We start from the raw sequence: 25,249 nt of genomic DNA on the forward strand, positions 1-25,249 counted from the left end.
GGGCCGGGCGGTGTCCTCCGGATCGGGACCTAGACGCTCTCCCGCAGCGCCCGCGACAGTTCCTCCGCCGTCCTGATGCCGACGGTCGGGGTGTCGACGAGCGACGCGTCGATCACGTCCGCGAGCCGCGGCGGGATCGAGGGGTCGCGGTCCCTGATCCGTACGACCGGCTCGCGCAGCGCGATCGCCACCGGATCCTTGTGCGGCGGGAAGTCGCGCGGCGTGGCGCCCGTGAGCATCCAGTACAGGCAGGCGGCCGCCGCCCAGACGTCGACCTCGGGTCCCGCGTACTTGTAGCCGAGCAGCTGGCCACGGGGCGTGAAGGGGATCGTGCCGCCGAGCGCTCCCGTCCGGGTGTGCCCGGAGAGACCGGCGTGCTCGAACGCCTTGGCCAGACCGAAGTCCGCGAGCTTGACCACCGGTCCGTCGTCCGTCGCCTCCCCGGTGAGCAGGATGTTGGCGGGCTTCACGTCGCGGTGCACGAGACCCCGGGCGGTGGCCTCGCTGCCGTCCGCCAGACGTGCGGCGGGCAGCTCGGCCCGGTGCGCGTGTTCCAGACCCGCCAGCACCTGCCGTGCGACGGACAGCGCCCGGGGTACGGGCACGCGGCCCTCGTGCCGGGCGGCCAGCCGTTCCAGAGAGCCGCCGGAGCAGTACGCGCAGGCGAACCAGAACGCGTCGTCCCGGTCGCCGCTCTCGCGGAACTCGACGATGTTCGGATGGCGCAGGGCGCGGATGCTCTCGAACTCGCGCCGGAACGCGAAGCGCGCGTGCTCGTCGACCACCCCCACGGCCAGGACCCGCTTCAGCGCCACCGACTCGCCCGTACGGCGGTGGCGGGCCAGGTGGACGACGCCCTGCGACCCGCGGCCCAGCTCCCGGAGGACCTCGTAGTCCGGGACGGCCGGCAGCGGCGGGGCGACCGTCTCCTCCGGGGGCGCGTCCGCCCGCTCCTCCACGCCGATCCGCAGGCGTACGTCCCCGATCACGATCTCGTCGCCGTCCGCCAGCAGGCGCTCCGTGAGGCGGCCGAGCCGGGAGCCGTTGACGTACGTGCCGTAGCTGCTCCCCAGGTCCCGAAGGCGCAGTCCGGGCGGGTCGATGTCGAGTCGGCAGTGGCGCCTGGAGACGCTGCGGTACCGGTCGGCGATCCGGATGCCGCACGTGTCCGACCGTCCGACGTCATGCCCGACCGGCTCGCCGTACACGTACTCCTCGACGCCGTCCGGGGTGTGGACCGCGACGGTGACCCACGCGCTCACGCGGCGCCGGTCCCGGCCGTGAAGTCGTAGTCCCAGTCCAGCTCCCACAGCCGGATCGACGGCCGGAGGTCGGCCGAGACCACGTTGCGGCCGTCGGCGGTGAAGGCGACCCCGGAAAGGTCCATGGAGTGGCCTTCGAGCCGGTGCGCGCACTCTCCCGTACGGACGTCCCACATCCGCAGGACCCGGTCGCTGCCGCCCGTCAGGAGGTAGCGACCGTCGGGGCTGAGGTCGTACACCTCGGTGAACTCGGAGAGTTCGCGCAGGGTGCGGCCACTCTCCGTGTCCCACACCCGCACCGTGCCGATGCCGGAGGAAGCGGCCACGCGCCCGTCGGCGCTCATCGCGAGCGTCCAGTGGTAGGCGGCCTCGTGCTTGCCGATCTCCCGGCCCGTCCGTACGTCCAGGACCGTGACCTGCTGTGCGTCGTTCACGAACAGCCGCCGACCGTCCGCGTCGAACCTCAGGGTGGTCTCCCCCGGACCGACGGGGAATTCGGCCAGCGGGCGTCCGGTGGCCGTCTGCCAGAGTCTGCCGATGCGGTCGTCGAACCCCGCCGACGCGGCGTACTTCCCGTCCTCGCTCATCCCGACCGCGCCGACCTTGCCCTCGTGCCCGAGCATCGTGCGGATCCGCGCGCCGCGGGTCAGATCCCACAGGCACACCGCACCCTCGCTGTCGCCGATGAGCGCGTACCGGCCGACCCGATCCATGGCGGCCTTGGTGACGTGCCCCCGGTCCCCGTACAACTGGCAGCGCCTGGCACCGCTCTCGAAGTCCCACAGGTGCGCGGCGCCTCCCCAGTCCGCCGTGACGGCGAGACCCGGCTCTTCGGCGAGCAGAACGGTGTGGGTGTTGTCCACGCGCTCGGGAAACGTGTGCAGGCACTGCCCGGTCTGGAGCTCCCATACGCGGATCCGGCAGTCGGCTCCCCCGGTCACGGCCAGTTCGCCGTCGCGGCTCAGGGCGAAGCTCGGTTTGAGGGTGAGGGCGAAGTTGCTGTAGAGGTCGTAGCGCTGCCAGATGGCGAGCAGGTCGGTGCTACGGCCCGCGACGCGCCCCACGTCGTTCCACGCGCTCCGCAGCTGGGGGTGGCGCTCGAAGCCGGGGATGGCCCGGGCGGCCCGCAGCTCCTCGGCGGCGGCCACGAACGAGCCCTGCTCGGCCAGCTCCTCCGCGCGCTCCAGCGCTCGCAGCGCCCGTGTCTCGCCGTCCTCGAGGGCGAGCGCGGTCCGCGGGCGGGCGTAGCTCCAGCCGGCGCGAAAGCCGGGCTCCGGCAGACGCCACATCCGGATGCCGCCGTAGTCGTCGCCCACGACGACGAGCCGGCCGTCCCCGCTGAGGGCCACGCACTGGGGGTGCATGAACCGCAGGTCGTCGACCGCCGCGGTGGAGATCGTGCGCAGGCAGCGGCCGTTCCGGGTGTCCCAGATCCTCAGCGGCTGTGCGAGACCGTCCACGCCGACGGAGGCGGCGACGGATCCGTCGCCGCTGAGCGCGAGGACGTCGTGAGGGTTGAGAAGGTTCGGCGCGGTGTGACGGATACGGTCGGTCCGGGTCTCCCAGACACGGAACATCCGTGCCGCACGGCCGGTCAGCAGCGCGTACGTGCCATGAGCGCCGAGCACGACGCCATCGATGCCGGTCCCGTGGAAGTCGGCGGAGGTGACCAGTTGGTGCAGCGGACGTGCCGCTGCGACGTCCCAGGCCACGACGCTGCCGTCGGACGGCGCGGCCGACACGACGACGGAGCCGTCCTCGCTCAGCCCGAGCACCGTGGCCGTCGAAGGGCGGTGGAAGGTCTCCGAGCCGATCCGGCGCGTCGTCGGGTCCATCTTCCGGTACGGCGCGGGCGGGTGGACGAAGTCCCGGATCAACCGGCCGGCCAGGTTCCACACCTGGACGGACCCGCCGTCGTATGCGACGGCAGCGAGGCCCGCGCCGTTCAGCGCGACCGCGGTGACGTGTGTGGCGTGGCCGGGGAGGGTACGCAGCAGGGCCCCGGATCCGAGGTCCCACACCTCCAGGACGCCTTCGCCCCGCGCGGAGAGCCCGGTACGGCCGTCGGCGGTGAGGGCCACGGCCGTGACCGGTGCCGCGTCGTTCCCCGGAGACGCGGGCAGCTCGTACCGACAGCTGCCGCCCTCGGCCGTCGACCACACCCGGATCCGGCCCTCCTTGCCGCCGGTGAGGACGACCTCGCCGGTCGCGTCGACCGCCAGCGCCGTCACGGCCCCGTCGTGGCCGGGCAGTCGTACCCACTCCGGCGTCGGACCGCGACGCTCCAACTCGGCACGTGCCAGCTCGACTTCGGGCAGATCCGGCGCGAAGGCGAGCAGCGTGCGGGCCGCTTCGTCGTCTCCCCGCTCGACGTGGACGAGGCCGAGCAGATGGTCCCCCTGCCAGCGCGCACCCTGGACGGTGCGCGCGGTGCTCAGCTCGCTCAGGACCTCTTCGTCGGTGAGCGTGCCCTCCCGCCAGCGGTGCAGGGCCCAGTTGTACACCGTGGACGGGTGGTGCGGGTCGATGTCCATGGCGGTGCGCCACAGCTCCTCGGACTCCTCGGGCAGCCCGAGGTCGAGGAGGGAGAGCGCCTGGTTGGAGAGACCGTCGGCGAGCAGATTGGCCGCCTGGGGTTCCGGGCGCGGAAAGGACGTGCCGACGACGTCGGCGTAGATCTCCGTGACGGCCGTGGCGAGTTCGGCCATCCCGCGCGGGCGGGCGGCCGGGTCGATCGCGAAGCAGTCGTGGAGCAGTTCGGCGAGCGCCGGGGGCATGGCGGGTGCCGCCGGTCCGGCGCGACCGCCGGACGCCAGGAACGCGGCGAACACCTCGGGCGCGGACTGCCCGTAGAGCCAGGGCCGGTCGCCGATGAACATCTCGAGCACGCACAGCGCCCAGGACCAGACGTCCGTGGCGCGCGTCAGGGTGACGCGTGCGCCGGCGGCCGCGTCGGCCTGTTCCGGTGAGCAGTACGCGGGGGTCCGGCCGCCGTAGCTGGCCGCGAGGCTCGCTCCGGGCGGCGGGGCGGCGCTCTCCCCCGCCGCCGCGCGGGCACCGGAGATGCCGAAGTCGGTGACCTTCGCGGTCCACTCGGCGTCGATGTCGACCATGATGTTGGCGGGCTTGACGTCCTGGTGGATCACGCCCTGGTGGTGCGCGTGGTCGATGCCCCAAGCGATCTGTACGGCGAGGTCGAGGACACGGGCGGGGGACGGCACGCCCCCGGCTCCCGCGTCCACGTCTGCGTCCGCGTCCACGTCCGCGTACAGTCGGCCGTCCCGCACCACCTCGGCGAGCGAACCGCCGCCCACCCACTCGGCGAACACGCACGGGATGTCGTCGATCCTGCGGACGTAGAGGCAGTTGACGACATGGGGGTGCAGTCCGAGCCCGACCCACATGCCCGCCTCGGCCTCGAAGCCGGTGCGCCCGGCGGTGGTGGCCACGAGCTCGGGGCGTGGCACCTTGACCGCGAGCTCGGTGTTCCACTCACGGTGGCGGACGCGGTGCACCAGCCCCATCCCACCGCCGTCGAGCACGTCGAGCACCTCGTACAGATCCAGAACGACGTCCCCGCGCTGCCAACTGCCCACCGTCATGGGTCCATTGTCCCGTACGGCGGAAGACGGCGGGCCGGGTTGCGCCACGGCCCACCGACTCCCACCTCTGCCAGGAGAAGGGCATCAGCCCTTGGCCACCAGGTCCTTGAGCGCGATGTTCAGCTGGAGCACGTTGACGCGGGGCTCTCCGATGAAGCCGAGGATCCGGTCGTCGGTGTGGTCGGCGACGAGCCTGTCGACCTGGGCGACGGTGAGGTTGTTCTTCTCGGCGACGCGGTGGACCTGGAGCCTGGCGTACTCCGGGGAGATGTGCGGGTCCAGGCCGGAGCCGGAGGAGGTGACCGCGTCGGCCGGCACGTCCTCGGGCTCGACCTTGTAGGTGGCGGTGGAGTTGTCCTTGACCACGGCGGCCTTCGCGTCCTTCACCCACGTGATCAGGTCCTCGTTGTCGCCGGACCGGTTGGTCGCGCCCGACAGGATGATCGAGTACTGGGTGTTGACGCTGTTGCTGCCCAGGCCGTTGGAGGGACGCGGCTGGAACCACTTCAGGTCCGGGACCGCCGCCTCCTCCGCGTCGTCCGGGTTCTTCTTCGGCAGGTCGTACGTCTGGCCGATGAGTTCGGAGCCGACGACCTTGCCCTCGCTGGTGACCTCGGAGCCGTTGGCCTTGTCGTTGAACGCGACCTGGGCGATGCCCGTGACGGCCAGCGGGTAGAGCACGCCCGTCACCACGGTCAGGACGAGGAGGGCGCGCAGACCCGCCCAGAGCAGGCGCCCTGCGTTTCCTACGGAGTTGTTCATGATCAGCCGATTCCGGGGATGAGGGAGATGAGGAGGTCGATGATCTTGATGCCGATGAACGGGGCGATCAGGCCGCCGAGACCGTAGATCCCGAGGTTCCGGCGGAGCATCCTGTCCGCGCTCGTCGGCCGGTACCGCACGCCCTTCAGGGCGAGCGGGACCAGCGCGATGATGATCAGCGCGTTGAAGACGACGGCGGACAGGATCGCGGACTCCGGCGAGGTCAGGCCCATGATGTTGAGCTTGTCCAGGCTCGGGTAGGCGACGGCGAACATCGCGGGGATGATCGCGAAGTACTTCGCCACGTCGTTGGCGATCGAGAAGGTCGTCAACGCGCCCCGGGTTATGAGGAGTTGCTTGCCGATCTCGACGATCTCGATGAGCTTGGTCGGGTTGGAGTCGAGGTCGACCATGTTGCCGGCCTCCTTCGCGGCCGACGTGCCCGTGTTCATCGCGACACCGACGTCGGCCTGCGCGAGCGCGGGCGCGTCGTTCGTACCGTCGCCGGTCATCGCGACAAGCTTGCCACCGGCCTGCTCGCGCTTGATGAGGGCCATCTTGTCCTCGGGGGTGGCCTCGGCGAGGAAGTCGTCGACACCCGCCTCCTCGGCGATGGCCTTCGCGGTCAGCGGGTTGTCACCCGTGATCATGACCGTCTTGATGCCCATGCGGCGCAGCTCGTCGAACCGCTCCCGCATCCCCTCCTTGACGACGTCCTTCAGATGGATGACACCCAGGACGCGGGCGCCCTTGTCGTCGTCCACCGCCACCAGGAGCGGCGTGCCACCGGCCTGGGAGATCCGGTCGTTGAGCACCTGGGCGTCGTCGGAGACGGTGCCGCCGCGCTCCCGCACCCAGGCGACGACCGAGCCGGTGGCGCCCTTGCGGACCTTGCGGCCGTCGACGTCCACACCGGACATACGGGTCTGGGCGGTGAAGGCGATCCACTCGGCCCGGAACAGCTCGCCCTGGTGGCGTTCGCGCAGGCCGTACTTCTCCTTGGCGAGGACGACGATCGAGCGACCCTCGGGCGTCTCGTCGGCCAGCGACGACAGCTGGGCGGCGTCGGCCAGTTCGGCCTCTGTGGTGCCCTTGACCGGGACGAGCTCCGACGCCTGGCGGTTGCCGAGCGTGATGGTGCCCGTCTTGTCGAGGAGGAGTGTGGAGACGTCGCCCGCGGCCTCGACCGCACGGCCGGACATGGCGAGCACGTTGCGCTGCACGAGCCGGTCCATGCCGGCGATGCCGATCGCGGAGAGCAGGGCGCCGATCGTCGTCGGGATGAGGCAGACGAGGAGCGCGGTCAGGACGATCATCGAGGTCTGCTCGTCGGCGCCGGCGTAGATCGCGAACGGCTTCAGCGTGACGACGGCGAGCAGGAAGACGATGGTGAGGGACGCCAGCAGGATGTTGAGGGCGATCTCGTTCGGCGTCTTCTGCCGGGCGGCGCCTTCGACCAGGTTGATCATTCGGTCGATGAAGGTCTCACCGGGCTTGGTCGTGATCTTGATGACGATCCGGTCCGAGAGCACCTTCGTGCCACCGGTCACGGCCGAGCGGTCGCCGCCGGACTCGCGGATGACCGGGGCCGACTCACCGGTGATGGCGGACTCGTCGACGCTCGCGACACCTTCGACGACGTCACCGTCGCCGGGGATGATGTCGCCGGCCTCGCAGACCACCAGGTCGCCGATGCGCAGTTCGGTGCCGGGGACCTGCTCCTCGCCCGCCTTGGTGAGACGGCGCGCGACCGTGTCGGTCTTGGCCTTGCGGAGCGTGTCGGCCTGGGCCTTGCCGCGGCCCTCGGCCACGGCCTCGGCCAGGTTGGCGAAGATCGTGGTGAGCCAGAGCCAGGCGGTGATGGCCCAGCCGAACCAGTCGCCCGGGTCCTTGACGGCCAGGACGGTGGTGACCACCGACCCGACCAGCACCACGAACATCACGGGCGACTTGATCATCACGCGCGGGTCGAGCTTCCTGATCGCGTCAGGGAAGGACTTGATCAGCAGCTTGGGGTCGAACAGACCCCCGCCCACCCGTCCGGCCTGGTGACCGGCGGACAGGTCGCCGTGAGGCACCGTCCCCGGAGTGGCGACAGACGTCTGCTGCACAGCGTCCTCTTGCTTCTTCACGTCGATGTTCATGCCGCGAGCCCCTCGGCGAGCGGTCCCAGCGCGAGGGCCGGGAAGTAGGTCAGACCGGTGATGATCATGATCGTGCCGACCAGGAGGCCCGTGAACAGCGGCTTCTCGGTCCGCAGCGTGCCCGCGGTCTCGGGGACGGGCTTCTGCTCGGCGAGCGAGCCGGCCAGCGCGAGGACGAACACCATCGGCAGGAACCGGCCGAGCAGCATCGCGATGCCGATCGTCGAGTTGAACCACTGCGTGTCGGCGTTCAGCCCCGCGAAGGCGGAGCCGTTGTTGTTGGCGCCGGAGGTGTACGCGTAGAGGATCTCGGAGAAGCCGTGCGCGCCGCTGTTCGTCATCGAGTCGGCCGGGGTGTCCAGGGCCATGGCCGCGGCGGTGAAGCCCAGCACCAGCGCCGGGGTCACCAGGATGTAGCAGGCGGCGAACTTGATCTCGCGCGTGCCGATCTTCTTGCCCAGGTACTCGGGCGTGCGGCCGACCATGAGACCGGCGATGAACACCGCGATGATCGCCATGATCAACATGCCGTAGAGGCCGGAGCCCACACCGCCGGGCGCGATCTCGCCGAGCTGCATCCCCAGCATGGTGATGCCGCCGCCGAAGCCGGTGAAGGAGGAGTGGAAGGAATTGACCGCACCCGTCGAGGTGAGGGTGGTGGCCACGGCGAAGATCGACGAGCCGCCGATGCCGAACCGGGTCTCCTTGCCCTCCATCGCACCGCCGGCGATGTCGAACGCCGGACCACCGTGGTGGAACTCGGTCCACATCATCAGGGCCGTGAACCCGAGCCAGATCGTGACCATCGTCGCCAGGATCGCGTAACCCTGCTTCAGCGAGCCGACCATGCGGCCGAACGTGCGCGTCAGCGCGAACGGAATCACGAGGATCAGCCAGATCTCGAAGAGGTTGGACAGACCGTTCGGGTTCTCGAAGGGGTGGGCCGAGTTGGCGTTGAAGTAACCGCCGCCGTTCGTGCCCAGCTCCTTGATGACCTCCTGGGAGGCGACCGCGCCGCCGTTCCACTGCTGCGTCCCGCCCATGAACTGACCGACCTCGTGGATGCCGGCGAAGTTCTGGATCGCACCGCAGGCGACCAGCACGAGCGCGCCCACGACCGCGATCGGCAGCAGGATGCGCACGGTGCCGCGCACCAGGTCGGACCAGAAGTTGCCCAGCTCACCGGTGCGGGACCGCGCGAAGCCGCGCACGAGCGCCACCGCGACGGCGATGCCCACCGCCGCCGAGACGAAGTTCTGCACCGCCAGGCCGCCGGTCTGCACGACGTGGCCCATGGCCTGCTCGCCGTAGTACGACTGCCAGTTGGTGTTGGCCACGAAGGACGCGGCCGTGTTGAACGCCTGGTCGGGGTCGATCGAGGTGAAGCCGAGCGATCCGGGCAGCGAACCCTGCACCCGCTGGAGCAGGTAGAGGAAGAGAACGCTCACCGCCGAGAAGGCGAGGACACCGCGCAGGTAGGCGGGCCAGCGCATCTCGGTGTTCGGGTTGGCACCGATGCCCTTGTAGATCCACTTCTCGACCCGCAGATGCTTGTCCGAGGAGTAGACACGGGCCATGTGGTCACCGAGCGGCCGGTAGGCGAGGCCGAGCGCGGCGATCAGGGCGAGGAGCTGGAGCACACCAGCTAGGACGGGACTCATATCCGTACTCAGAACCTCTCGGGCTTGACGAGGGCGAGGACGAGATAGCCCAGCAGGGCGGCGGCCACGACGAGACCGACGATGTTCTCGGCAGTCACAGCTTGGCCACCCCCTTGGCGATGAAGGCCACCAGCGCGAAGACCGCGATCGTGGTGACGACGAAGGCCACGTCGGCCATCGTGAGCTCCTGAGTGAAGAACGGATTCTCGGACCAGATGAGCAAAGCGCTCTTCGGCCAGGTCACGGCTTCCGTTAACGCCTCCCTGACGAGTGGCGGCACGCTCTTGACGCGTCTTCTACGCGATGCGGTTCGATCGCCTCGGTTCGAGGCCGGGGCCGGGGCTGTCATCGCGCGGTCAGCGGTCTGTCAGCCGGGTCGGACACCCTCGGGCCGGTCCGTCGGGTGCGCCGGGGGGCCGAGAGGGAGGGACGGATGTCGTACGCGATCCGGGCCGAGGGCCTGGTCAAGAGCTACGGGGACGCGGTCGCGCTGAACGGGGTCGACCTGGAGCTACGGGTCGGCGAGGTACGGGCGCTGCTCGGCCCGAACGGCGCGGGCAAGACCACCGTGGTACGGATCCTGGCCGCTCTGGAGCAGCCGGACGCGGGCCGCGCGACGGTCGGCGGCCACGACCTCGTACGGGACCGGGCACGGGTCCGCGAGCTGATCGGACCACCGTTGCCCGGCGCCGGGAGGCTCGACGCGCTCGGCCGTCTGCTGGGCAGGCCACGGCTGCTGCTCCTGGACGAGCCGGACGCCGGGCTCGACCTGCGTGCCCGCGAGGCACTGCGGGACGTCGTACGGCGGCTGGCGGCGGACGGGAGCTCGGTGCTGCTCACGACGCAGCGCCCTGAGGAGGCCGACGGCCTGGCCGACCGGGTCACCGTGATGGACCGCGGCCGGGTCGTCGCGGAGGGACGCCCCGACGAACTGAAGCGCCGGATCGGCGAGCCCTGGCTGTGCGTGCGCCCGACGCTGCCCGGGGACGAGGCCGCGGTGGAGCGCATCCTGACGGAACTGGCCGGCGCCGCCCCCTCGCGCGACCGGCGCTCCGGTCTGCTCTCCGTGCCGGCCTCCGACCCGATGCTGCTGTCCGCCCTGGTCCGGCGCCTGGAACGCGCCGGCATCGGCACCGAGGACGTGGGCCTGCGCCGCCCGGGCCTGGGCGACGTACTCCTCGCTCTGACGGGGCGGGCGGGCCAGGGTGCGAGTGCCCGAGGGGGCCGGCCGTGATCCGCCGTGCGGCCCGGGCTCCGGGTCCTCCTCGCGGCAGGCTCCGCAGGGGGAGGGGCGGCGCTCCTGCGGGGGCCCCCGGGCGGCGGCCCGGAAGAGCAACACTGTGAGTAGGCGGACACCGCACTGATCCGATCACCGTGGGCGCGGCGAGGGCGTGTGGCTCAGGCGGAGGACCGCCTGCTTCAGCCATGGGAGACGGCGATGAACGGCTCCGTACGGATCGGACGAGTTCTCGGCGTGCCGCTGCGCGTCCACTGGACCGTGCCCCTGCTCGTGCTCCTCTTCGGATACAGCCTGGGAAGTCAGACGCTCCCCGTCTGGATCCCGGACCGGTCGACCACCACGTACACGGTCGCCGGCCTGGCGGGGGCCCTTCTGCTCATCGGAAGCCTGCTGGCCCATGAGGCCGCGCACGCGATCATCGCCCTGCGGAAGGACATCCCCGTCCAGGACGTCACGCTGTGGGCGCTGGGCGGGGTGACGCAGATGGGCAGGCCCCGCACGGCAGGCGCGGCGTTCCTGGTGGCCGTCGGCGGGCCGCTCACCAGCCTTGTCGTCGGCGCGGCGGCGCTCGGGGCGGGCGTCGGGCTGAACGCACTGTTCGGCTGGGCGGTGCCGGCCGCCGTCCTGGTGTGGCTGGCATGGGTGAACGTCCTGCTGGGCTTGTTCAATCTGCTGCCCGCCGCTCCGCTGGACGGAGGGCGTGTGGTGCAGTCGGTGATCTGGTGGCGTACGGGAGATCGGGACCGGGCCGAACGAGCAGCCGCACGCGGTGGCCAGGTACTCGGCTTCCTTCTGATCGTCGGCGGCTGGATCTCCGTCCTGCGTGGCGCCTTCGGCGGCCTGTGGCTGACGCTCATCGGCTTCTTCGTCCTCGTCGTCGCCAACGCGGAACGACGGCAGGCCGGAATGGCCACAGCCCTGCACGGGGTACGAGCGGCCGACGCCATGTCGAGCCCGGTGGAGACCTGCCCCGACTGGCTCACCGTCGAACGCTGTGTCGACGACGTGGCGATGCGGGCCCGCCATTCCGTCCTCCCCCTGACCGACTTCGAAGGCCGCCCCAGCGGCCTGGTCGACCTGACCCGGTTCGCGAAGATCCCCATGACGCAGCGCGGGGAAATGCGCGTACGTGACCTGGCGACCCCGCTCTCGCAGTGCACCACCTGTGCGCCGGAGGACCTGTTGGAAGACGTCCTCGAACGGGCCCGCCCGAGCAGGGGCGGCATACGGATCCTCGTCACCGACGGTCGACGTCCGGTGGGCATCATCACCGCACGCGACATCGCCCGGCTCGTCCAGCGCCACTCACTTCGCGGCACGGACAGCGGTCCGCACAACGACGCGGACGAATGACGGGACCCGGGTGGTCGTCCACCGACGGGTCGCGCCCCTCCGCCGTCCGGATTCCCGGACCCTCGCCGAGGGAGCTCAATCGCCGGACGTCTGCCCCCGGCCCGGCACCTGGGGCGCCCTCGCGGCCTCGGCCTCGGCCTTCGCGTCGCTCACTACGGCGGCGGCCTGCTTCGCGACCTCGTCAGCAGCCGCGGCAGCGTCGAGCGGAAGCGGCGAGCCTGCCTCGAGTTCCGGAGCCCCGCCTTCGTCCGGCGCGCCGTCGGCATCGGCAGTGGTTGTTTCCTCCGGTTGCGCGGATGCGGGAAGACCCATCGTTGAACGATCGCCGAATGCGTGGCTGACAGCGCGCACTGCCTCGGTCAGCTCCCCCGGGATCACCCAGAACGTGTTGTTCTCGCTCTTCGCCAGGTGCGGGAGCGTCTCGAGGTATTTGTAGGCCAGGATTTTCGGGTCGGCGTTGTTGCGATGAACGGCCTGGAAGACGCGCTCCACCGCCTTGGCCTCGCCGTCCGCCCGCAAGATCATGGCTTGCTGGGTGCCTTGTGCTTCGAGGATGTCCTTCTGCTTCGTGCCCTCCGCGGTAAGGATCTTGGCCTGTCGCTCGCCCTCGGCGTGCAGGATGGCCGCGCGCTTGTCACGCTCGGCCCGCATCTGCTTCTCCATGGCCTCTTTGATGGTGTGCGGTGGATCGATGGCCTTGATCTCGACGCGGTTGACCCGGATGCCCCACTTGCCCGTGGCGTCGTCGAGGACGGTGCGGAGCCGGGTGTTGATCTCCTCGCGTGAGGTGAGCGTCTGCTCCAGGTCCATGGAGCCGATGACGTTCCGCAGGGTGGTCACGGTGAGCTGATCGATCGCATGCAGGTAGTCAGCCACCTCGTAGGCCGCCGCCCGCGGGTCGGTGATCTGGTAGTAGAGCACGGTGTCGATGTTCACCACGAGGTTGTCCTCGGTGATCACCGGCTTGGGCTCGGACGAATACACCTGCTCGCGCACGTCGAGTTTGGTGTTGACGCGGTCCGCCACCGGCACGACGAAGTTCAGGCCGGGTTGCAGCGTCCGCCGATACCGGCCGAACCGCTCGATGTTGTAGCGGCGCGCCTGCGGGACGATCCGCACCGTGGCGGCCACGAGGAAGACAACAACAATCGCCGCCACGAGAATCGGGATGACAACCGGATCCACAATTCCTCCGTTGGGATGGGTTCGGCCGCTTCACGGAAGGAGTTCGCGGGGGTAGACGACAGCAGTAACGCCTTCGATCTCCATGACATCCACCAGTGCTCCCACCGGAATCACATGGCTTTCGTCGAGGGTACGGGCGGACCATTCCTCGCCGGACACCTTGATCAGGCCTCGGGTCGCCGTGACCTCCTGCATGACTTCGGCCCGTTTGCCGATCAGCGCGTCACTGCCCTCACGCATGAGGGGTGCCGGTGCCATGTGTCGCAGCGCGACAGGACGGACGAGCACGAGGCCCGCTGCCGCTGCCACTCCGAGCGCCACCAGCTGGCCGAGAAGCCCGATGCCGACACCGGCGACTACGGCGGCGACCAGGGCGGCGCCCGCCAGCAACCCGAAAACCAGGGTCAGGGTGAAGAACTCCGCGACACCAAGCACCCCGGCGGTGAGCAGCCATACGAACCACGGCATCGAGTCAGCCTCCCTCAGGAGACTTACCCATCAACATATCCCACAGAACCTGAACAAAAGGGACTCTCCCGGCCGGGTGCACCGCCACCTGTCACGGAGAAGCACCGGAGCCGCCCCTGACGGGCCGGGTCCGCTGATCGGGGGTGGCCGGGTGATCGGTGGTGACGAGGTCAGGCCACGGGGCAACCGTGCCGAGCCCCGGAAGCGGTGGCGAAGGCCGTCAGCAGTCGATGCGCGTCCTCGGCACCGACGCTGCTCCGCACCCCCTTTCCGGCGTCCGGCCTCGGGAACTCCTCGAACTTGAAGTACGCGGTGCCCAGACCGCCCTTGCAGTCGTGCGACCGCATGACTGCGCCCTTCACGCTGCCGGGATAGCGACCGTCCAGGTACATCTCCTGCTGCGCGGATGGCCCGTAGTAGGCGGTCAGTCTGATGTGGTGGCCCTTGGTCGGCAGTTCCACGGAGCACTCCTCGGTGAGTGCGCGTCCGGCCTTCTCCGACACGGTCGTGAGCCGCAGCCGGGCCGAGTCCCGCGAGCCCGCGACGCCGTGGCAGGTCCCTTGGGCCTGGGCTACGGGGCGCGTTCGCCACGGAGCGCGATCGACGGTCGAAGGACGCTGTCCCAGAGCCCCCTCGCAGCCGACGCGCGCTGCCGCGCGGCGCGCCGACTCGGTGGCGAACCGGGCCACTTGAAGCACCTGGGCGTCGGACAGTTCTTCGATCTCCTGGTGCGCATCGGCCAGGACGAGGAGGCCCTTGCCGGGGAGTGCTGCGCAGTCGACGAGCACTCCGGCCTGGGGCCGGTCCGTGACGGCGAAGGAGCCGTTCCAGCCGAATCCGATCGGTGTCGCCGAGGTCTCCTCCGCCGCGCCGCTGGTGCGGTGGGCCGCGGCGGATGTTCAGCTTGAGCTGTACACCACCGGATGCCTCGCCACCGACCCATGCCGCACAGTGTTCGGTCTCATGGCCCACCCATTCCGCGGTGTGGCCTCCGAATTCCAGCTCGGAGGTGCCGAAGAACTCCCTGGCTTCCTCGACCGCCAGCGCGCCCCGGCAGGTGTCGGCCGGGACCTCGCCGGGGTCGTCACCCCGGAGGCCGAACCCCCAGACCAACCCGCCGGCCGTGAGCGCCAGGACGAGCGCTCCCCCTGCCGCCTTGCCTCGTCTTCCGATCACGAATCTCCCCCTGTCACGGTGCGGTGGTGGTCGCGGGCGCGGCGCAGCGGTGGGCTCCGCCCTGACGACGGCCCCTAGGGCTTCGGTGCCAAGCCCGCCTCCACGTTCAGCCGGTGCAGCGCCTCCTGTCTCGGCATCTCGGCGCCGTGGCGGAACGCCTCACGGTAGGCGGCCTCCCCGAGGCGCTCGGCGAGGTCCGTGACGAGTACGCGCAGCTCCGGGTCGCCCTCGTCGAAGACGCCACGGATCGCCTGGCTCATCCCCAGCGCGGTGGCCGCGCCGGTGGGATCCTCCTCGAGGGCGAGCAACGCGGCGAGTTGCTGTGCGATCCCGGCCAGGCCGTTGCTGTCGCCGCGAGCGGTGAGGCCGCGCAGCGCCCTGGGCAGCAGTGCACGGGCTTCTTCGACCGCTCCCTCCACCCGCCGGTTCGCCATCCGGCCCACCGCGATGATGTCCCGGGACGTCTCCTCCGGGTAGGGGAGCCAGCGTACGAGTGTCTCCATCCGGTCCAGGGCCTCGTCGGCGCCGGCCAGATCGCCCGCCGCACGGTACGCGGCGGCGAGTACCGGCTGCAGACCGGCCTCCACTCGCCGATGGCCGCGTTCCTCGGCCTGCCGCTCCGCGGCCCGGATGTCACGCAGGGCCCCGTCCAGGTCGCCGATCCGGATCCGCTCCATCGCGAGCCGGTACTTGGTCCACAGGAGGTGTTCCTCCGTGCCGAGTTCGGAGCTGATCGCCACGGCGCGCTCGAACGCCAGGAGGGCCTGGTCGTGCTCGCCGCGCAGTGAGTGGGTCGAGCCCGTGGGCAGCAGGCTCATCACCAGCCCCCAGCGGTCGCCGACCTCGTCGAAGCCTCGGAGCGCCTCACGCCGGGCGTGGGCTCCGGTCTCCCTGTCCCCCTGCTCGCTGAGGACGAAGTCATGTGCCCAGTAGGCGCTGGCCCGCACCCAGGGGTCCGGCGAGTTCAGGGACTGCTGGAGCCCCCGTTCCCGGTCGGCGTCGCCGACCAGCTGGGACATGCGCAGGAGCGGGAGGGCCGGGTGGAAGCCGAGTACCTCCGCGGAGTCGACGTCCTCCTCCGACGGAGGCACGTCGGCGCCTTCGACGTCCGGGGCGCCCGCCGCGCTGTGTACGAGACCGAACGCCAGCCGCGCCTCGTGCGGCAGCGCGTCGCCGAACTCCATGACCTCGCCGAGGAACGTCTCGAACTGGGTGGTCATGCCCCGGATCCCCCAGTACCAGAACATCGCCCGGACGAACCGGGAGGCCATCGGCGCGTCCCGCGCGTCGAGCACCGACCGCAGCGCGGCGACCATGTTGTCGTGTTCGGCGTCGAAGACCGCGATCGCGCGGAGTTGTTCGCCGGTGCGGAGGAGGGGTTCGAGCTCCTCGGCCAGCGCGAGGAAGTGGCCGGCGAACCGCGGGGCGATGTCGTCCCCGGCCCGGACGAGCCGGTCGGCGGCGTAGGCGCGTACCGTCTCCAGCATGCGATAGCGCGGTTCGTCCTCGTCGGAGGCGGTCACCAGGGACTTCTCGACCAGGGAGCCGAGCACGTACAGCACGTCGTCGGCCGGCAGCGACTCGTCGGCGCAGACCCCCTCGAGGGCGGCGACCGTGGCACCGCCGGGGAACACCGACAGTCGGCGGGCCAGCGCCCGTTCGGTTTCGTCGAGGAGGTCCCAGCTCCACTCGACCAGTGCGAGCAGCGTCCGCTGGCGGGGCAGCGCGGTGCGGCTGCCCGAGGTCAGCAGGCGGAAGCGGTCGTCGAGTCGGCGCGCGATCTGATCGGCGCTCATCGCGCGCAGTTTGGCCGCGGCCAGTTCCAGCGCGAGCGGCATCCCGTCGAGGCGGCGGCAGATCTCCACCACCGCGCCCACGGTGCGGTCGTCGAGCGTGAAGCCCGGCCGGACGCCGACGGCTCGGTCGACGAACAGCCGCACGGCCGCCGAGTCGGCGGCCTCGGCGAGCTCGCGCGACGGCGCGGGAAGCTCCAGCGGGCCGAGCGGACACAGCGCCTCGCCGGTGATGGCGAGCGCCTCTCTGCTGGTGGCGAGAATCCTCAACTGTGGCAGGCGGTCGAGGAGTTCCTCGGCGAGCTCGGCGGCCATCTCGACGAGGTGCTCGCAGTTGTCGAGGACGAGGACCGCCTCGCCGCCGTCGAAGAGTTCGGCCAGCCGGTCGACCGGAGCCTGCGAACGCCCCGCGTCGTAGAGCCGGCCGTCCTGGGAGCCGAGCGAGCCGAGCACCGCGTCGGCGAGCCGGTCCCCTGGACCCACACCGGCCAGCGGCACGAACCACACACGGCCGCGCGGGTAGGCCCGGTGCCGGCTCGCCGCTTCGAGCGACAGTCTGGTCTTGCCGGCGCCGCCGAAGCCGACGATGGTGACGAGCCGGGACGCGGCCAACAGATCGGCGATCCGGTCGAGTTCACGGTCGCGGCCGACGAAGCTGGTGAGCCGGGCCGGGAGGCGGCTGGGCGCGGTCTCGGCCTGGGTCGTCGGTGCGGTCAACTCGCCTCGAAGCAGCGCCAGATGGACCTCCTGGAGCTCGGCCGACGGGTCCACGCCGAGCTCCTCGCCGAGTCGGCCGCGCATCTGCTCGTACACCGCGAGCGCGTCGGACTGGCGTCCCGCCGCGGACAGCGCCCGCATCCGCAGGCCCGCGACACGCTCACTCAACGGGCGTTCGGTGCCCGCCGATTCGAGGTCGGCAAGGACCTCGGCGTACCGGCCGAGTCGCAGCTCCGCGTCGAAGCGGTCCTCGGCTGCGGCGGCCCGCAGGTCGTCGAGGCGCGTGGCGGCGGCCCGCGCGAACGGGGCGTCCAGCACGTCCGCGAGAGCGGGCCCGCGCCACAGCGCGAGCGCCTCGGCGAGCACGGACGCCGCTTCGTCGAGGCGGCCCGCGGCCAGTTCACGCCTGCCCCGTGCGGCCATCTTCTCGAACCGGTGGGTGTCCACGTCCTCGTCGCGTACCGACAGGCGGTACCCGCCGGCGACGGACTCCAGGGTCGCGGCACCCTTCAGGGCCTTGCGCAGCCGGGACGCCAGGGCCTGGAGGGCGTTGCCCGCCTCGGCCGGGGACTCGGCGCCCCACAGTCCGTCGACGAGCGCGTCGACGGACACCGGTCGGCCGCCTTCGAGCGCGAGCCGGGCCAGCAGCATCCGCAGGCGGACCCCTCCGACCTCGATCGGCATCGCGTCGTCCGTGCCGGCTCCGACCGGTCCCAACAGGACAATCCTCACAGCTTCAGCCTCCCCCGGGCCAGACCGCTTCGACGGTTCCGCGCCGAGGGACGATCAGCGCCGACATGCCGGTGTACGACCGGTGTTGACGTGCGGCGCGACCACTCCTCGGCGACCGGCGCCATCCTAGCGATCATGCTTCGGGGAGGACCGTCCTGTCACTCCGTCCGCAGCGCCCGTGCGGTCGGTGTCCGCGCCGCCCAGAGCGCCGGGGCCAGCGCTCCCGTGATCGAGATCGCCACGCCTGCCAGGGCGAGTGCGGCGATCAACTCCGCACCGTAGACGTCGATATGGGCGCCCGGGATCGTGGTGCCGACCGCGCGGCCCATCGCCGGCATCACCGTGCGGTGCAGCACCACGCCGAGCGGGACCCCGACCGCCCCCGCCACCAGACCGATCGCGCCCACCGAGGTGAGGACCTGGACGACCGTCTGACGGGGAGTCATTCCCAGGGCCTTGAACACGCCCAGGTCCCGGACCCGGTCCCGGGTGTCGAGCACCACCGTGTTGAGTACGCCCAGGCAGGCCACGGCGACCAGCATCAGTGTGAGCATCGCGATCAGCGCCTGCATCGCCAGGATCACGCTGGACTTGCGCGCCTCCGTGACCGCCGCCCACGCGCCGAGCGGCGTCAGGGCGGCGTTCAACTCCTCGACGTAACGGGCCGGGTCCGCACCGGGCAATAGGTCGACGCTGAAGTCGGCAGGCATGAAGCGTGTCTCCAGCGCGGCGACCGACGAGACGTCCGTGCGCAGGGCCATCCCCTCGTCGCCGAGGTCGAAGACCTCGCCGACGATCCTCAGCCGGACGGTGCGCCCCCGGTCCGACACGGCGACCGTCTCCCCCACCCGCACCCCTGTTGCCTGCAGGAAACGCGCGGCCGCGACCGCCTCGCCGGGGCCGCCGAACCAGCGCCCCGACACCATCGTGACGCCTTCACCCGCACCGGCGGTGTCGCCGTCGTACGCGATGAGGGGTACGCCGCCCTTGAGACCGGCCACGCCCAGCTGTGACTTGGCGGTCCGGTGGAAGGACGCGGTGTCCGGGCGGGCCTCGATCGCCGCGGCGACCTTCGCCGGGTCGGCAGGCTCCGGGGGTCCTGCGGCACCGGGCTCCGGACGGGCCACCGTGCGGACCGTGACGGTGCCGCCGCGGTCCGGATCCCCGCCCGTCTGGACCGCGACCAGCGTGCTGCCAAGGCCCACGGCGAACGTCACCGCCAGGGCCCCGAAGGCGACCGCGGCGGCCGTCGTCGCCGACCTTGCCGGCCGGGCGAACGGACTCCCGAGCCCCATGACGACCGGCCGCGGCAGTCGTAGTCGCCCCAGCAGACGGTGTGCGCGCCGCCCCCGCCGACCGCCCCCGGTCCGGCCGGCGCCGAGTACCAGCACGGTGGGCAGCCGCGCCGCCCGCAGCGCCGGGCCGAACGCGGTCGCGGCGACCACCACCAGGGCACCCGCCGGCACCACGAGGTCCACCCACAGCGGAATGAGCACCGCCGACGTCCCGTAGGCCTCCGCCACCTCGGCCATCAGCGGCACGGCGATCACGTTGCCCAGCGCCACGCCCAGCAACGCCCCCACCGAGGCCGGGATGAGCGCCTGGCCGACGTACGCCCGCCCCACCTGGAGCGGTGTGAAGCCGAGGGACTTCAGGATGCCGATCCGCCGGGTCGCCGCGCCCACGGCGCCGCTGACGACGATCCCGATGACCAGGACGGACATGGCGAGGCCGAGCAGGGCGAAGGCGGTGATGAAGGGGACGAAGGCGGCGGTGTTCGCCTGGGCGGTCTGCCGGACGTCGAGGTACGACTGCGTGCCCGCGATCGCCCGCGGCGGCACCGCGGCGGCGATCGCCGCCCGGCCCGCCTCGATGTCGGCGCGGGTCGCGGAGTCGGTGAGCCGGTAGAGCATCTGCAGTCCGGTCCGTGCACCCGGCTGCGCGCCGGACGGTGTGCCGGTCAGCCCGGCCAGCTGCGCGGGTACGACCCAGGCGTCGGCGCTCTCCCCCGCCGACTCGGCGATCCCGACCACCGTCAGTTCGGTGTCACCGGCCAGCAAGCGGGTCCCGAGCACGGTGCGGTCCCGCGCCGCGCCCCGCTCCATCACGATCTCCCCGGGGGCACCCGCCCAGCGCCCCTCGGCCAGCTCCAGGCGGTCCACGGGGGCCTCGGGCGAGCCACGCCCCACTACGGTCAGGGCCGGCGGTTCGAAGCCCGGCGGAGCGCCCTGGGTGTCGTACAGCCGTACCGAGGCGACGGCGAAGGGGCCCGCGGCCACGTCCACCCCGGTGGCGTCCGTGGTCGCCGCGAGCCGTCCGCCGGTGATCGCGGAGCTGTCGAACTGCACGGTCAGGTGGGCCCCTCGCTGCTGGGCGAAGGCCCGGTCGAACGGCCCTTGGGAGGCCACGAGCAACCCGACCGCGAGCACCGCGGCCGCCACCGACAGCAGTGTCGTCAGCGCCATCACCACCGTCTGCACGCGGCGCCGCCCGACCCCGCCCCGGACCACCCGGCCCAGGGCGCCGCGCCGTGCCACGGGGCGGCTCATCGGGCCACCGCCCGGACGTCGCGGGCGATCCGGCCGTCGACCAGCTCGATCGTCCGTGTCGCGCAGGACTCGGCGAGCGCCAGGTCGTGGGTGACCAGGACGATGGTCTGCCCGGCGGCGTTGAGTTCGCGGAGCAGGTCACGTACGTCCGCGCCGGAGGCGGTGTCCAGCGCGCCGGTGGGCTCGTCGGCGAGCAGCAGCGGCGGGCGGTTCATCAGGGCCCGGGCGACGGCGACGCGCTGGCGCTCGCCGCCGGAGAGCCGTCCGGGCCAGGCTCGGGCGTGCCGGTCGATGCCGAGCTGTGCGAGGAGTTCGGCGGAGCGGGCCGCCGCCTTGGCGGGCGCCATACCGGACAACTGGGCGGGCAGGAGCACGTTGTCGGTCACCGTGAGGTCGTCGAGGAGGTTGAAGAACTGGAAGACCATGCCGATGCGCGAGCGCCGGTACTTCGCCGAGGCCGTCTCGTTCATGGCGTCGACGCGCAGCCCGTCGACGCTGACGCTGCCCGCGGTGGGACGGTCGAGGCCGGCGATCATGTTGAGCAGTGTCGACTTGCCGCTGCCGGAGGGGCCGAGCACGGCGAGCGCCTCACCGGAACGCACCTGGAGCGTCAGCCCGTCCAGTGCGGGTAGGCCTCCGTCGTACGCCTTGCACACCTCGCGTACGTCGATGAGAGGGTCGGTCATGGGTCCTCCACAGCTGGGTCGGTCGGGCGGCATCGACGCTAGGAGGGAGGGGGATGTGCGCACGTCGGCCGCGGTGCGGAAGATCCGTACCGTGCTCGGTGGACGTCGTGGCCGTGTCATCCCCGCGATGTACGCCCGTGGAGCACGGGGATGCGTCTCACGGCCGATCCGGCCCTACCTGCCGCTTGGCACACTGACGCGGTGAACTGGGAAAAGGAGTCGGTCGTCCGCCGGTTGCGCACGCTGTGGTCCTTCGGCGCGCCGCCGCCGTTGTCGCTCCGGTCCTGGGTGGCCGATGCGGCGCTCGCACTGGCGGCCGCGGTGTGGACCGTGGTGGGCGATCTGAACCGTTCGTATGTGGAGCTGGCCCATGGGGAGCCCGACCAGCCCCCGGCTCCGCCGGTGCCGCCGATACCGGCGCCCGGGGCCGAGCACGTCGTGCCGATCGTGGAGCACACGCTGCCGCCGGTGGAACTCTGGGAGCTGATGGCGGCGGTGCTGACCGCGCTGCCGCTGGTGCTGCGCCGCCGCTTCCCGCTGACCACGTACTGGGCGGTGGTGGGGGCGACGGCGGTGCTGTACCAGGGCGATGTCGCCCAGGACGCGATCACGGTCACCTTAGCCACCGGTCTGATCGCGGCGTACAGCGCGGCGGTGTACAGCCCGCACCGCATGGCCACGGCGGCCGCGCTGCTCGCGGGTGTCGTGCTGTACGGAGCGACACCGCTGGTCCCCAAGGTGGACGGGGGTCTGGTCCCCGTCCTCGTCCTGCTCCCGGTCGCTGTGGCCGCGCACGGCATCCACACCTGGCGGCAGCGGGCGCAGGCACTGCGGGAGGAGCAACAGGCCGCACTGCGGCGGGCCGTGGAGCAGGAGCGCGCCCGGATCGCCCGCGAGTTGCACGATGTGGTCACCCACAACGTGAGCATGATGACGATTCAGGCGGGGGCCGCGCGCAAGGTGTTGGACACCTCGCCCGAGCAGGCCAGAGAGGCGATGCTGGCGGTGGAGGCGGCGGGCCGCACGGCGATGTCGGAGCTGCGCCATGTGATGGGGCTGCTCACGATGGCCGCCGACGGCCCCGATCCTGCCGCGACCGTGGACCTGGCCCCGCAGCCGGGTCTCGACCGGCTGGAGGAGCTGGCCGCCCGGGTGCGGGACACCGGCGTGCCGGTGGAGTTGACGGTACGCGGCACCCCGGCGACCGAACTGCCGGCCGGCGTCGGCCTGGCCGCGTACCGGGTGGTGCAGGAGGCGCTGACGAACGCGGTGAGACACGCCGGGGGGGCGAGCGTGTCCGTCACCGTGGAGTACGCGCCGGGCGAGGTACGGGTGGAGGTGGCGGACACCGGCGGTACGGCACGTCCTCCGGCCGGCCCCGGCAGCGGCCGTGGGCTGCTAGGACTGCGCGAACGCCTGGCGGTCTACGGCGGTACGCTGCACGCGGGCAGGCGCCCACAAGGGGGCTACGGGATCCGCGCGGTGATTCCGCTGGAGGGGCGGTGATGCCGGTGGAGAGCCGTGATTCCGGTGGAGGCGCCGTGACCGAGGCACCCCGAGTGGTGATCGTCGACGACCAGGCCCTGGTGCGGACCGGCTTCCGGATGATCCTGGCCGCCGACGGCATCGAGGTGGCCGGAGAGGCCGCCGACGGGGACGAGGCGGTCGCCGTGGTCCGCCGTACCCGGCCCGATGTGGTCCTGATGGACATTCGGATGCCGGGCACCGACGGCCTGGAGGCCACGCGCCGCATCCTCCAGGACGAGGGGACGTCGCCGCCCCGCGTCGTCATCCTGACCACGTACGACCTCGACCAGTACGTCTACGCCGCCCTGAGCGCGGGCGCGAGTGGCTTCCTGCTGAAGGACGTCACCCCCGAGCACCTGGCGGCCGCGGTCCGTCTGGTCCGCTCCGGGGACGCCCTGTTGGCCCCGGCCATCACGCGCCGCCTGGTCGAGCGATTCGCCGTGTCGCGGGAGCGCACGACCTCCCTGCACCGCGATCTGTCCGCGCTCACGCCGCGGGAGCTGGAGGTGTTCGAGGCGCTGGCGAGGGGCGACAGCAACGCCGAACTGGCGGTCCGCTTCCGGCTGAGCGAAGCCACGGTCAAGACGCATGTCGCCCGCATCCTCTCCAAGCTCCGGCTCCGCGACCGCGCGCAGGCGGTGATCGCCGCCTACGAGACCGGCCTCGTCACACCGGGCACCGACAGCGACCCGAGCCGGGGATTCTGACCGCCGGCGGCGGAACGCCGACGGGGCGGCGGTGGGAGGGTGCGCGGTCCCTTTCGGGAACTGCCGCACCGCTCCACCGCCGCCCCGTTCACCGGGACCCGGACGAGCCGGACCGCCGAGGTCAGACCACGGGCACCGGGTACGTCGGGTACTCGACGCCGGACACGTGCTGGACGACGCGGATGACCTGGCACGAGTAGCCGAACTCGTTGTCGTACCAGAGGTAGAGGATCGCGTTGTCGCCGTCGACCTTGGTGGCACCGGCGTCGACGATCGAGGCGTGACGCGAGCCGACGAAGTCCATGGAGACGGCGTCGGGCGCGGTGGTGAAGTCGATCTGGCGCTTCAGCGGCGAGTGCAGCGAGACGTCGCGGAGGTAGTCGAGGACCTCCTCGCGGGTGGTCTCGCGGCCCAGGCGCAGGCTCAGGATCGCGATCGAGACGTCCGGGACGGGGACGCGGATCGAGCTGCCGGTGATCGGCGCCTTGAGGTCCGGCAGCGCCTTGGCGACGGCGGAGGCGGCACCGGTCTCGGTGATGACCATGTTCAGCGGCGCGGAGCGGCCACGACGGTCGGCCTTGTGGTAGTTGTCCAGCAGGTTCTGGTCGTTGGTGAACGAGTGGACGGTCTCCACGTGACCGCGCAGCACGCCGTACTCGTCATCCATCGCCTTGAGCGGCGGGACGATCGCGTTGGTGGTGCAGGAGGCGCAGGAGAGGATGCGCTCGTCCGGCTTCACCGTGTCGTGGTTGACGCCGTGCACGATGTTCGGGACGTCGCCCTTGCCCGGGGCGGTCAGGACGACCTTGTCGATGCCGGGACGCAGGTGCTTCGAGAGCCCCTCGCGGTCGCGCCACTTGCCCGTGTTGTCGATGAGGATGGCGTCCTTGATGCCGTACGCCGTGTAGTCGACCTCGGAGGGGTCGTTGGCGTAGATCACCTTGATCGCGTTGCCGTTGGCGACGATCGTGCTGTTCGCCTCGTCCACGGTGATGGTGCCCTGGAACTGGCCGTGGATGGAGTCGCGGCGCAGCAGCGAGGCGCGCTTGACCAGGTCCTGGTCGCCGCCCCCGCGGACGACGATCGCGCGCAGGCGCAGACCGTTGCCGGAGCCGGCCTTCTCGATGAGCAGGCGGGCGACGAGGCGGCCGATGCGACCGAAGCCGTAGAGGACGACGTCGCGCCCCTCGCGGCACTCGATCTTGTTGGCACCCGTGGCACCGGCGACGGCCTCGGCGGTGAACTGCTCGACCGAGAGACCGCGGTCGTCCGTCTTGTACTCCGCGGCGAGCATGCCGATGTCGATCTGGGAAGGCCCGAGATCCAGCGCGGTGAGCGCCTGCAGGAACGGCAGCGTCTCGGTGACCGACAGCTCCTCACCGTCGATCTGCCGGGCGAACCGGTGGGTCTTCAGGATGCTGACCACCGACTTGTTCACCAGGGAGCGGCTGTGGAGAAGGACGGTGACGTCCCGCTCCCGGTGCAGCTTCCCGATGATCGGGATCATCGACTCCGCGATCTCCTCGCGGATCTTCCAGTTGGTGAACGAGTCGTCATTGACAGTCACAGGTTCATCTTTCGAGCTAGGCGGCGCTCATATGCTAACCCGGCCTTCCTTTGATCGTTCAAGTGGGACCCGAGGGAGACCGAAGGCACACTTCAGAGCGGGCGGAAAAATCCCTTTC

Annotated in this window: 18 protein-coding genes; 4 read left to right on the top strand and 14 right to left on the bottom strand. The window is 71.3% G+C overall.

The annotated features are described in order from the left end of the window. Positions 1 to 29 precede the first annotated feature (29 nt). From ACFC0D_RS06545 to ACFC0D_RS06575, 7 genes are all read right to left on the bottom strand, one after another. Positions 30 to 1,262, bottom strand: a complete 1,233-nt coding sequence (locus ACFC0D_RS06545) for a protein kinase (RefSeq protein WP_376431699.1) — start codon at positions 1,260 to 1,262, stop codon at positions 30 to 32. Continuing rightward, positions 1,259 to 4,864, bottom strand: a complete 3,606-nt coding sequence (locus ACFC0D_RS06550; RefSeq protein ID WP_376431701.1) for a protein kinase — start codon at positions 4,862 to 4,864, stop codon at positions 1,259 to 1,261. The genes ACFC0D_RS06545 and ACFC0D_RS06550 overlap by 4 nt, the downstream gene beginning before the upstream one ends. Positions 4,865 to 4,948: 84 nt before the next feature. Next, entirely contained in the window at positions 4,949 to 5,626 is a 678-nt protein-coding gene (locus tag ACFC0D_RS06555; RefSeq protein WP_376431703.1) for a potassium-transporting ATPase subunit C, read from the bottom strand. Positions 5,627 to 5,628: 2 nt separating this feature from the next. After that, entirely contained in the window at positions 5,629 to 7,770 is a 2,142-nt protein-coding gene (kdpB, locus tag ACFC0D_RS06560) for a potassium-transporting ATPase subunit KdpB (protein ID WP_376431705.1), read from the bottom strand. Next, entirely contained in the window at positions 7,767 to 9,431 is a 1,665-nt protein-coding gene (gene kdpA, locus ACFC0D_RS06565; protein WP_376431708.1) for a potassium-transporting ATPase subunit KdpA, read from the bottom strand. The genes kdpB and kdpA overlap by 4 nt, the downstream gene beginning before the upstream one ends. 8 nt (positions 9,432 to 9,439) lie before the next feature. Continuing rightward, positions 9,440 to 9,529 carry a K(+)-transporting ATPase subunit F gene (kdpF, locus tag ACFC0D_RS06570; protein ID WP_361896819.1) on the bottom strand — a complete coding sequence of 30 codons (90 nt, stop codon included), beginning with the start codon at positions 9,527 to 9,529 and terminating at the stop codon, positions 9,440 to 9,442. Further along, positions 9,526 to 9,675, bottom strand: coding sequence for a hypothetical protein (locus ACFC0D_RS06575; RefSeq protein WP_376431710.1), 150 nt, complete (start codon positions 9,673 to 9,675; stop codon positions 9,526 to 9,528). Before ACFC0D_RS06575 ends, kdpF begins: the two co-directional genes overlap by 4 nt. A 189-nt stretch (positions 9,676 to 9,864) precedes the next feature. Between ACFC0D_RS06575 and ACFC0D_RS06580 the strand changes: the two genes are divergently transcribed. Both ACFC0D_RS06580 and ACFC0D_RS06585 read left to right on the top strand, forming a co-directional pair. Then, positions 9,865 to 10,665 (top strand): ATP-binding cassette domain-containing protein, encoded by an 801-nt coding sequence (locus ACFC0D_RS06580; RefSeq protein WP_376431713.1) that lies wholly within the window; start codon positions 9,865 to 9,867, stop codon positions 10,663 to 10,665. 204 nt (positions 10,666 to 10,869) lie between these two features. Beyond that, positions 10,870 to 12,024, top strand: a complete 1,155-nt coding sequence (locus tag ACFC0D_RS06585; RefSeq protein ID WP_376431715.1) for a site-2 protease family protein — start codon at positions 10,870 to 10,872, stop codon at positions 12,022 to 12,024. 75 nt (positions 12,025 to 12,099) lie between these two features. Here ACFC0D_RS06585 and ACFC0D_RS06590 read toward each other — a convergent pair whose 3' ends face one another. The 6 genes from ACFC0D_RS06590 to ACFC0D_RS06615 form a co-directional block, all read right to left on the bottom strand. Next, positions 12,100 to 13,209 (bottom strand): SPFH domain-containing protein, encoded by a 1,110-nt coding sequence (locus ACFC0D_RS06590; RefSeq protein ID WP_376431717.1) that lies wholly within the window; start codon positions 13,207 to 13,209, stop codon positions 12,100 to 12,102. Between the two features lie 30 nt (positions 13,210 to 13,239). Next, a complete protein-coding gene (locus ACFC0D_RS06595; RefSeq protein ID WP_376431719.1) occupies positions 13,240 to 13,677 on the bottom strand; it encodes an NfeD family protein in 438 nt (145 codons plus the stop codon). A gap of 170 nt (positions 13,678 to 13,847) precedes the next feature. Further along, entirely contained in the window at positions 13,848 to 14,465 is a 618-nt protein-coding gene (locus ACFC0D_RS06600; RefSeq protein ID WP_376431721.1) for a hypothetical protein, read from the bottom strand. A gap of 462 nt (positions 14,466 to 14,927) precedes the next feature. Further along, complete coding sequence (locus ACFC0D_RS06605) at positions 14,928 to 18,080, bottom strand: BTAD domain-containing putative transcriptional regulator (protein ID WP_376431723.1); 3,153 nt, start codon at positions 18,078 to 18,080, stop codon at positions 14,928 to 14,930. Positions 18,081 to 18,253: 173 nt separating this feature from the next. After that, entirely contained in the window at positions 18,254 to 20,644 is a 2,391-nt protein-coding gene (locus tag ACFC0D_RS06610; RefSeq protein WP_376431725.1) for an ABC transporter permease, read from the bottom strand. Then, the gene (locus ACFC0D_RS06615; protein WP_376431727.1) at positions 20,641 to 21,330 is read right to left on the bottom strand and encodes an ABC transporter ATP-binding protein; all 690 of its coding nucleotides are present in this window, start codon (positions 21,328 to 21,330) and stop codon (positions 20,641 to 20,643) included. The genes ACFC0D_RS06610 and ACFC0D_RS06615 overlap by 4 nt, the downstream gene beginning before the upstream one ends. Positions 21,331 to 21,531: 201 nt before the next feature. Between ACFC0D_RS06615 and ACFC0D_RS06620 the strand changes: the two genes are divergently transcribed. Then, the gene (locus tag ACFC0D_RS06620) at positions 21,532 to 22,836 is read left to right on the top strand and encodes a sensor histidine kinase (RefSeq protein WP_376431729.1); all 1,305 of its coding nucleotides are present in this window, start codon (positions 21,532 to 21,534) and stop codon (positions 22,834 to 22,836) included. After that, positions 22,836 to 23,564, top strand: coding sequence for a response regulator (locus ACFC0D_RS06625; protein WP_376431731.1), 729 nt, complete (start codon positions 22,836 to 22,838; stop codon positions 23,562 to 23,564). The genes ACFC0D_RS06620 and ACFC0D_RS06625 overlap by 1 nt, the downstream gene beginning before the upstream one ends. Before the next feature lie 121 nt (positions 23,565 to 23,685). Here the strand turns inward: ACFC0D_RS06625 and ACFC0D_RS06630 are convergent, their stop codons facing one another. Next, a complete protein-coding gene (locus tag ACFC0D_RS06630; protein WP_329123563.1) occupies positions 23,686 to 25,131 on the bottom strand; it encodes a glyceraldehyde-3-phosphate dehydrogenase in 1,446 nt (481 codons plus the stop codon). Positions 25,132 to 25,249 lie beyond the last annotated feature (118 nt).

Origin of the sequence: Streptomyces sp. NPDC056222 (genome assembly GCF_042264065.1) — a bacterium.
GTDB lineage: Bacteria > Actinomycetota > Actinomycetes > Streptomycetales > Streptomycetaceae > Streptomyces.